This is a genomic window from Kitasatospora sp. NPDC004240 (genome assembly GCF_053603215.1).
This window is the reverse complement of the sequence record NZ_JBSGFD010000265.1, coordinates 1-9,500: the sequence shown is the minus strand read 5'-3', so window position 1 is coordinate 9,500 and position 9,500 is coordinate 1. Positions and strand designations below refer to the sequence as shown.

Below are 9,500 nucleotides of genomic sequence, written 5' to 3'. Positions count from 1 at the left end.
ACCGGCTGCCGCCGGTCGGCGGCAGGGCGCGCGGCGGACGGCTGCGCGGCGGACGGCCGGGCGCCGGGCTCGACCCGGGGCAGCAGGGTGGTGCGGTCCGGGTCCTCGGCGCCCCGGCCAGCGTCCGTCGAGGGGACCCGCGGCAGCACGGCCGTCTCGTCCACCTCGGTGACCTTGGCCAGCGGCCGGGTGACCGCCTCGTCCGCCGGGGGGACGGCCCGCGGGTCCGGCTCGGACGCGGACCGCGCCCCGGCCGCCTCGGCCGCGCGGACGGCGGCCCGACGGTCCCGCTCGGAGATCTCCTCGGTGGGCTCGTCCGGGCCCTTGACCATCCGCAGCTCGGTGGTCACCTCGTTGCTCGGGGCCTCCGACGCACCCGCGGTGCCCGCGGCAGCCGTCGCACCCGCGGCACCCGCCGCGGCCGCCCGTTCCGCCGCCGACTCCGCGGCCGCGGCGGCCTCGGCCAGCGCGGCGGCCTCCGCCAGCCGGGCCTCCTCGGCCCGCTGGAGCGCCTCCTCGGCGCGGCGCCGCTGCTCCTCGCGCTGGATCTCCCGCTGCCGCTGGAGCTCGGCCTGGGCGGCCGCCTCCTCGGCGAGCCGCTTGCGCTCGGCGGCCTCGGCGGCGAGCCGGGCCTCCTCGGCCGCGCGCAGCTTGGCCTCCTCCTCGGCGCGTCGGCGGGCGTCCTCCTCAGCGCGGCGCTTCGCCTCCTCGGCGGCCTTGCGCCGGGCCTCCTCGGCGACCCGCTCGGCCTCCTCCTTGGCCAGGCGTTCCTTCTCGGCCTGCTCGGCGCGCAGCTGTTCCAGCAGTTCCAGGCGCTTGCGCTCGGCGGCCTCCGCCTCGGCCTTCTTGCGGGCCTCCTCGGCGGCGCGGCGCTCGGCCTCCTCGCGGGCCAGCCGCTCCTGCTCGACGCGGGCGGCCCGCTCCTGAGCGGAGAGCGGCAGCTCGCGGTCGAGCCGGTGCCGGATCGCGGTGGTGACGGAGCCGGGCGCCTGGCTGCCGTCGACGACCAGGTAGCGGGCGGGATCGGCGGCGGCGAGGGCGAGGAAGCCGGAGCGCACCCGCTGGTGGAACTCGGTGGGCTCGGACTCCAGCCGGTCCAGCGCCTCGGTGAACCGCTCGCGCGCCTTGGTCGGGTCGACGTCCAGCACCACGGTCAGGTCGGGCACCAGCCCGCCGGTCGCCCAGCGCGAGATCCGGGCCACCTCGGTGGCGGCCAGGTCGCGGCCGGCGCCCTGGTAGGCGATGGAGGAGTCCATGTAGCGGTCGGTGATCACCACGGCGCCCCGGGCCAGCGCGGGCCGGATGACGTTCTCGACGTGCTCGGCGCGGTCGGCGGCGTAGATCAGCGCCTCGGCGCGGTGGGACAGTCCGGTGTTGCCGACGTCCAGGACCAGGCCGCGCAGCCGCTGGCCGACCGGGCTGCCGCCCGGCTCGCGGGTGAGCACGACCTCGTGGCCCTTGCCGCGGATCCACTCGGCGAGCGCCTGTGCCTGGGTGGACTTGCCGGCGCCGTCGCCGCCCTCCAGGGCGATGAAGAAGCCGGCCCCGGCGGTGCGGTGCGGGGCCGGCGCGGTGCCGCCGCGCACGGCGTCCAGCAGGTCCCGGCCGAAGGGGGCGGTGCCACGCCGGTCGTCGGTCCGCAGCAGCACCACGGCGGCCAGGACGAGGGTGAGCAGTCCGGCGGTGCCGGTCGCGAGGGCCGCGCCGCCGTGGATGAAGGTGAAGGAGCCGGGCTCGATCCGGCCGTAGTCGGCCTCGCCGTACGCGGCGGCGATCAGCGGGACGACGACCAGCGCGGCGCCCACCACGGCCCGCAGCACCGCGTACAGGTGCTCGGTGACCTTGGGCAGCCGGGCCTCCTCGACCTCCTGGGCGAGCAGGGTGCGCCCGGTCGAGATGACGATCCCGGCGGCGAGGCCGGCCAGCACGGTCAGCAGCAGGACCAGCACGAAGTCCAGCACCAGCCCGGCGAGGATCAGCGCCACGCCCTCGGTCAGCAGGGCGAGGGCGAGCAGCCGGCGGCGGGAGAGCGCGGGCAGGGTGGCCCGGGTCATCCGTACGCCCAGCGCGGGCGCGCCGGCGGCGGCGAGCACCACCAGGCCGTAGCCGATCGGGCCGGCCCGGTGCTCGGCGGCGGTCAGCAGTGCCAGCGCGGCGACGCCCGCCATCGAGGCGTACCCGGCGGCGACCGAGAAGGTGAAGTACGGGGCCGAGCCGGTGCGGCCCTTGCGCAGCGCCGGACCCGGCGTGGAGTCGGTGGGCGCGCGCAGGCCCTGGAGCGGGGAGCGCGGGGCGATCGCCACCGGGCCGCCGGACAGCGGCTGCAGGTACGCCCGGCCGGCCGCGACGGCGAACAGCACGGCCGCGCCGAGGGCGGCGCAGGTGGTCTGGTGGGCGCGCAGCCAGTCCGAGCCGGCCGCCGCGAAGAGGTTGTTGAGCAGGGTCAGCCCGACCAGCGCGGCGGCGGCCAGCGGCACGGTGGCCCAGCCGGTGCGGTTGTCCAGGGCCCGTACGGCGTCCAGCTGGGCGGCGGCCGGGCGCTGCTCGGCGGGCGGGGCGTACGGGTTGGCGGGCGGCAGCAGGCCGGGGACGGTGGCGGCCTTGGCGGTCGCCCAGACCCGCTCGGCGGCGCCGGTCACGAAGACGGTGGCGAGCAGCGCGTACGTGGCCGCGGCGGAGGGCCGGAGGCCGTCGGAGAGCCAGACGATCCACCAGGGGGCGATGCCGACCAGCACGGCGCGCAGGGCGTCCGCGCCGAGCAGCGCCCAGCGGCGGTCCGGCAGCTTGGCCAGGGCCTGGTGCACCGGGCCGAGCAGCGCCGCGCCGAACAGCACGGTGGCGGCGAGCCGGGTGGCGAACACGGTGGCGATCGCGAAGGCGAAGGACCGCGGCAGGTCGCCGAACTGCCCGCCGAGCACGCCCGCGACCACGGTCAGCGCGAGCAGCACCAGCAGGGCGAGCCGGTCGGCGGTGCCGCCGATCAGCTGGGTGGTCCACAACCGCCGGTAGGGGCGCAGCCGCAGCAGCGCGCGGGCCCGTTCACCGGGGGTTCCGGCGGGCGCGACCTCGGGGAGGTCGGGCGTGCCGGCTCTGCCGGCCGGGGCGGCGCTGGGGGTGGGCTGCTCCTCGCTCGTCATACCGTCAGCGTAGCGGTCGGCGGTTGCCGCGAAACGGCGAGCGGGCCTCTCGGAGGCGGTCATTGCAGGGTTGTGACGCGCGGAACCCCGGACTCCGGTCGGCACCGGGCCCGGACCCCGGACGGCGGCGGGCCCGCCCTCCGGGAAGGAGGACGGGCCCGGCACCGCCGACGGACGATCAGCCCTCGTCGGTGGTCGCGCTCTTGCTCACGGCGGTCTTCTTGGCCGCCGTCTTCTTGGCGGCGGTCTTGGCCGTCGTGGTCTTCTTCGCGGCCGTCTTGGCGGTGGCCGTCTTCTTGGCGGCGGCGGTCTTCGTCGCCGTCTTCTTGGCGGCCGCCTTCTTGGCCGGGGCCTTCTTCGCCGCCTTCTTCACCGGACCGCGGGCCCGCTTCTCGGCGAGCAGCTCGTAGCCGCGCTCCGGGGTGATGGAGGCGACGTCGTCGTCCTTGCGCAGCGTCGCGTTGGTCTCGCCGTCCGTGACGTACGGGCCGAAGCGGCCGTCCTTGACCACCACCGGGCGCTCGCTGACCGGGTCGGTGCCCAGCTCGCGCAGCGGCGGCGCGGCGGCGGCCCGGCCGCGCTGCTTGGGCTGCGCGTAGATGGCCAGGGCCTCCTCCAGGGTGACCGTGAACATCTGCTCCTCGCTGGTGAGCGAGCGGGAGTCGGTGCCGCGCTTGAGGTACGGGCCGTAGCGGCCGTTCTGCGCGGTGATCTCCACGCCCTCGGGGTCGACGCCGACCACGCGCGGCAGCGAGAGCAGCTTGAGCGCGTCCTCCAGGGTGACGGTGTCCAGCGACATCGTCTTGAGGAGGGAGGCGGTGCGCGGCTTGACCGCGTTCTTGCCGGTCTTGGGCGTGCCCTCGGGCAGGATCTCGGTGACGTACGGGCCGTAGCGGCCGTCCTTGGCCACCAGCATGTTGCCGGAGACCGGGTCGGCGCCGAGCTCGAAGTCGCCGCTGGGCTTGGCCAGCAGTTCCTCGGCCAGCTCGACGGTCAGCTCGTCCGGCGGCAGGTCGTCCGGGATGTCGGCGCGCTGGCCGGGCTCCTCGCCCTCCTTGCCGGCCCGCTCCACGTACGGGCCGTAGCGGCCGACGCGCAGGGTGATGTCCTCGCTGACCCGGAACGAGCTGATCTCCCGGGCGTCGATCGCGCCGAGGTCGGTGACCAGTTCCTTCAGGCCGCCCAGGTGGTCGCCGTCGCCGTTGCCGGCCTCGGCGGCGCCACCGGACGCGTGGCCCTCGCCCTCGCCGAAGTAGAAGCGCTTGAGCCACGGCACGGACTGCGCCTCACCGGCGGCGATCCGGTCGAGGTCGTCCTCCATCTTCGCGGTGAAGTCGTAGTCGACGAGCCGGCCGAAGTGCTTCTCCAGCAGGTTCACCACGGCGAAGGAGAGGAAGGACGGGACGAGCGCCGTCCCCTTCTTGAAGACGTACTTGCGGCCGATGATGGTGTCGATGATCGAGGCGTAGGTGGAGGGACGGCCGATCTCGCGGTCCTCCAGCTCCTTGACCAGCGAGGCCTCGGTGTAGCGGGCCGGCGGCTTGGTGGAGTGGCCCTCGGGGGTGAGCTGCTCGGCGGCCAGCGGGTCGCCCTCGGTGACCTGCGGCAGACGGCGCTCGCGGTCGTCCAGCTCGGCGTTGGGGTCGTCGGCGCCCTCGACGTAGGCCTTGAGGAAGCCGTGGAAGGTGATGATCTTGCCGGAGGCGGAGAACTCGACGTCCCGGCCGTCCCCCGACGCGCCGCCCACCTTGACGGTCACGGACTGCCCGACCGCGTCCTTCATCTGGGAGGCGACGGTCCGCATCCAGATCAGCTCGTAGAGGCGGAAGTCGTCGCCGCTCAGGCCGGTCTCGGCGGGGGTGCGGAAGCGGTCACCGGACGGGCGGACCGCCTCGTGCGCCTCCTGGGCGTTCTTGACCTTGCTGGCGTAGGTGCGCGGGGCGTCCGGCAGGTAGTCGGCGCCGTACAGCTGCGTCACCTGCGCGCGGGCGGCCGCGATCGCGGTGTCCGACAGGGTGGTGGAGTCGGTGCGCATATAGGTGATGAAGCCGTTCTCGTACAGCTTCTGGGCCACCTGCATGGTCCGCTTGGCGCCGAAGCCCAGCTTGCGGCTGGCCTCCTGCTGGAGCGTGGTGGTGCGGAACGGCGCGTACGGCGAGCGGCGGTACGGCTTGGACTCGACGCTGCGCACGCTGAACGCGGTCCGCTCCAGGGCGGCGGCCAGCGCGCGGGCGGCCTGCTCGTCCAGGTGCAGGGTGTTCGGGCTCTTCAGCCGCCCGTCGGAGCCGAAGTCACGGCCGGAGGCGATCCGGCGGCCGTCGACCGAGGCCAGCCGGGCGCCGAAGGTCTCCGGGTTGGCGGCGTCGGCGGGGGTGCGGCCGGTGGAGAAGGTGCCGGTCAGGTCCCAGTACGAGGCGGTGCGGAAGGCCATCCGCTCGCGCTCGCGCTCGACCACCAGACGGGTGGCGACGGACTGGACGCGGCCCGCCGACAGCTTCGGCATGACCTTCTTCCACAGCACCGGCGAAACCTCGAAGCCGTAGAGGCGGTCGAGGATGCGGCGGGTCTCCTGGGCGTCGACCAGACGCTGGTTCAGCTCGCGGGGGTTGGCCACCGCCTCCTGGATCGCCGTCTTGGTGATCTCGTGGAACACCATGCGGTGCACCGGGACCTTGGGCTTCAGCACCTGCTGCAGGTGCCAGGCGATGGCCTCGCCCTCGCGGTCCTCATCGGTGGCGAGGAAGAGCTCGTCGGACTCCGCGAGCAGCGACTTCAACTTGCTGACCTGGGACTTCTTGTCCGCGTTCACCACGTAGATGGGGGCGAAGTCGTGGTCGACGTCGACGCCGAGGCGGCGCACCTCGCCGGTGTACTTGTCCGGGACCTCGGCGGCCGTGCTGGGCAGGTCCCGGATGTGCCCGACGCTCGCCTCGACGATGTAGCCGGGGCCCAGGTAGCCCTTGATCGTCTTCGCCTTGGCCGGCGACTCGACAATGACGAGTCGCTGTCCGTGCGCGGTCTCGCTGCTCGGGGACACCTTCGCTCTTCTCTCCCGGTCGTTAACGTGAGCTGGCCGGCGCGGGCAGCACGGGCTGCGCTCTCCGCCCGACCCCTCCACCGTCCGGGGGCTGCCGCTGCACGACGACCCCACCAGCGGAGTGTGACCGTACCCCGGCCACCCTTGTCAAACGGACGGATCCCTCTTTTTCACCGGCAAGGCCGACCGACGCCACTCGAACGGTAACCCGATGATGGAGGATCGTGCCGCGTGGAGGGGGGCTTCGGCGGGTTTGGGGGGATGGAATGACGGATTTCAAAATCTGTCAACCGAGTATTGCTGTCTGTCAGCGGTTAGCTGCTGTCTGTTTTCGGTCATCTGCCAGCTGTCGTCGGTCATCGGACGGCTGTTGATGGTCATCCGGCGGCTGTTGATGGTCGAATGTCAGCCATCGACCGACCGCTGCCGGCTGATCCCTGACGGCCGACAGCTGGCGTCCGACAGCTGACAGCCGACGTCCGACCACCGTCGGCCGGCGTACGCCGTCGGTCCGTCGCCAGCTGTCCTCGGTCACCCGCCATCGGGCGGCTGCCCCCGGCCGGCTGCCACCGTTCGGCCGTCACCCGTCACCCGTCAGTCGGCCGTCGTCGGGGTCGCCCGTCAGCCGTCGGCGACCGGCGGACGCACCCGGGCGTCATCCGAAAGGCCTCAGAGCGCGACGGCGAGCAGGCACAGGCCCCCCGCCAGGCACCCCAGGGCGAGGGTCGTCCACAGGAGGTCCGCGACCACCGTCCGCCCGGTCTCCTCCACCGCCAGCACCACCCGGCTCGGGCGGTTCGGATCGTACGAGACCCGGACGGTGGCGCCCGGCGCGAAGCGGACCGGACGGCGCAGCGGAGTGTGCCCGCGTGGACGGGCGAGCACCGCCTCGCTCCGGCCCGCCCCGGGTCCGCCGACCGTCGCCAGCGCGGAGAAGGAGAGCAGCGGCGCGCTGTCGAGTTCCCCGTGCGCGTCCCTCTCGGCGACCACCTGGGCGACCGCGGGCACGCCCCGGCGGCGTACGAGGTGGCGAAGGCGCACTTCGGCGGCGCACCAGAGCAACAGGGCGCCTCCGAAGAGGACGAGCACGCTCCCACCCACCATGGCCGTCGTCGACTCCACCCCTCGACCCCCAGCTCTGTCCACAGCTTGTGGACAGAGCCTCACAGCCCGAGGCCAACGCCGGACGGATGTCCGGCGAAGGAAGGAGGAACCAGGGGCTACCGGAAGGTGAACCGCCGACCTGCGCACCGACCCGCGCACCGACCCACGCGCCGAGGCGGCGCGGGCCGACGAACCGACCGGCCCGGGCGGGCCCACGGACGGCCGATGGACAAGCCGGATGGACGCCGGCGGCCCCGGGGAACGTGGGCGGGAACGGACGGGTGAGTGGGCGGGCGGGTGCATGGGCGGTCGGGTCAGGTAGGCGGGTCAGGTGGGCGGGTGGGCGGGCAGGCAGGACGTTCGACCCACCCGCGGAGCACTCAGCCCACCGGCTGGATGAACCCCTGCTCGGTGAGCAGCCGCAACGACTCCGGCACCCGGTCGCGCAGCACCACCCGGTCCTCGCCGAGCAGGTGCGCGATGGCGTCGACGATCTCGCCGGCCGAGAGCGTCCCGTCGCAGACCCCGACGAACCCGGCGCCCACCGTGTCCACCTTGGTGGCCCGGCGCATCCCGCGGTTGTGACGCAGGATCACGTGCTCCGGATCCTCCGCCCCGGGCGCGCCGACCTGTTCCTGGACGACCTCGTCGGCGAGCACGTACCGGGCGGCGAGCAGCGCCGCGTCGTCGTGGGTGCGCAGGAAGTCCTGCCGGCCGAACCACTCCTCGATGTGCGGGCCGAGCGGCTGCTCGACCGGGTGCGGCCACTCCTCCACCCGGACGGTCGGCTGCTCGGCGCCGCCGGCCCGCAGGGTGATCCAGCCGAAGCCGATGCCCTCCACCCGGTTCGCCTCGAAGACGTCCAGCCACTCGCCGTAGCGCGCCTGGTAGTCGCCGCCCGGCCCCCGGTGGTCCCCGCCGTCGCGCAGCCACAGCTCCGCGTACTGGGCGGCGTCCTGGACCTCCCGCTGGACGACCCACGCGTCCAACCCCGTGCCGGCGACCCAGCCGGCCAGCCGGTCGTGCCAGTCCTCGCCCTTGACGTGCTGCCAGTTGGCGAGGAGCTGGCAGTAGCCGCCGGGCTCCAGGTGGGCGGCGGCGCCGCGGACCAGGCTGCGGCACAGGTCGTCGCCGGCCATGCCGCCGTCGCGGTAGGTGAACCGGCCGGCCGGCGAGATCACGAACGGCGGGTTGGAGACGATCAGGTCGAACTTCCGCTCCCCCACCGGCTCGAAGAGGCTGCCGGTGGCGACCTCGGTGTTCTCGAAGCCGGACAGCGCCAGGGTCAGCTCGGTGAACCGCAGCGCCCGCGGGTTGAGGTCCGTCGCGGTGACCCGCTGCGCGTGGCGCGCGGCGTGCAGGGCCTGCACGCCGGAGCCCGAACCGAGGTCGAGCGCCGTCCGGACCGGCCTGCGCACGGTGATGTTGGCCAGCGTGGTGGACGCGCCGCCCACGCCGAGCACCAGCTCCTTGCGGGCGATGCCGTGCGCCGTCTCACCCGAACCGATCCCGCCCGCACCGCCGACCGCGCAGCCCAGGTCCGACACCACCCAGGCGTCCGAACTCGGCAGCCCCGCCACCTCGTTGGCGTACGGGCGGACGTCCACGGTGGCCCGTACCAGGTCGCCGTCCGGGCGCAGCCAGCCATCGGCCAGGCAGTCCTCGACCGGCAGCGCGGCGGCGGCCGCCCGGTACGGCACGGGCTGCTGCAGCAGGAACAGCCGCACCAGCGTCTCCAGCGGGCTTCCCCCGCGGGTCGCCCGCAGGGCCGGCACCGCCTCGCTACGGGCCAGCGCCGCGTAGCCGGTGGGCCCGAGCAGGTCGAGGCACCCGTCGGCGGTGTACGAGGCGGCGAGCAGCGCCTCGCGCAGCTTGGCGAGGCGGGTCGGGTCAAGAACGGGGCTACTGGTCACCCCGCCATTGTCTCGCGCCACGCCCGACCGGCCCGCCGGGGCAGGGCGGGCCGGTCCGCCCTCGGACGGGTCACGGGGACAAGCAACGCGGACGGGTCATGTGGACGGGACACGCGGACGGCTCACGCGGACAGATCGCCCAGGGGCGCGCGCGGCTCAGCTCGCGCTGGGCGTCGGCGTGGTGGGCGTGCCCGTCGGGGCAGCCGATCCGGTCGCGGCCGGGGTCCCCGGGGTGGCGGCTCAGGGCGTCCAGCTCGCGAGGTCCGGGGACCGGCCACGGATGCGTGCCGCCAGAGCCGCCGCCTCGCC

General features: G+C 74.6%; 4 protein-coding genes. All 4 read right to left on the bottom strand.

The features are described from left to right. Positions 1-3,137: dTMP kinase (gene tmk, locus ACWEQL_RS38305; RefSeq protein ID WP_452155538.1), on the bottom strand; the 3,137-nt coding region annotated here is incomplete at its 3' end. Between the two features lie 178 nt (positions 3,138-3,315). After that, a complete protein-coding gene (topA, locus tag ACWEQL_RS38300; RefSeq protein ID WP_452155537.1) occupies positions 3,316-6,174 on the bottom strand; it encodes a type I DNA topoisomerase in 2,859 nt (952 codons plus the stop codon). A 669-nt stretch (positions 6,175-6,843) separates the two neighbouring features. Then, on the bottom strand, positions 6,844-7,278 hold the full coding sequence (locus ACWEQL_RS38295) for a hypothetical protein (RefSeq protein ID WP_452155535.1): 435 nt from the start codon (positions 7,276-7,278) through the stop codon (positions 6,844-6,846). A gap of 380 nt (positions 7,279-7,658) precedes the next feature. Next, positions 7,659-9,191, bottom strand: a complete 1,533-nt coding sequence (locus ACWEQL_RS38290; protein ID WP_452155533.1) for a DUF7059 domain-containing protein — start codon at positions 9,189-9,191, stop codon at positions 7,659-7,661. Between the last annotated feature and the right edge of the window lie 309 nt (positions 9,192-9,500).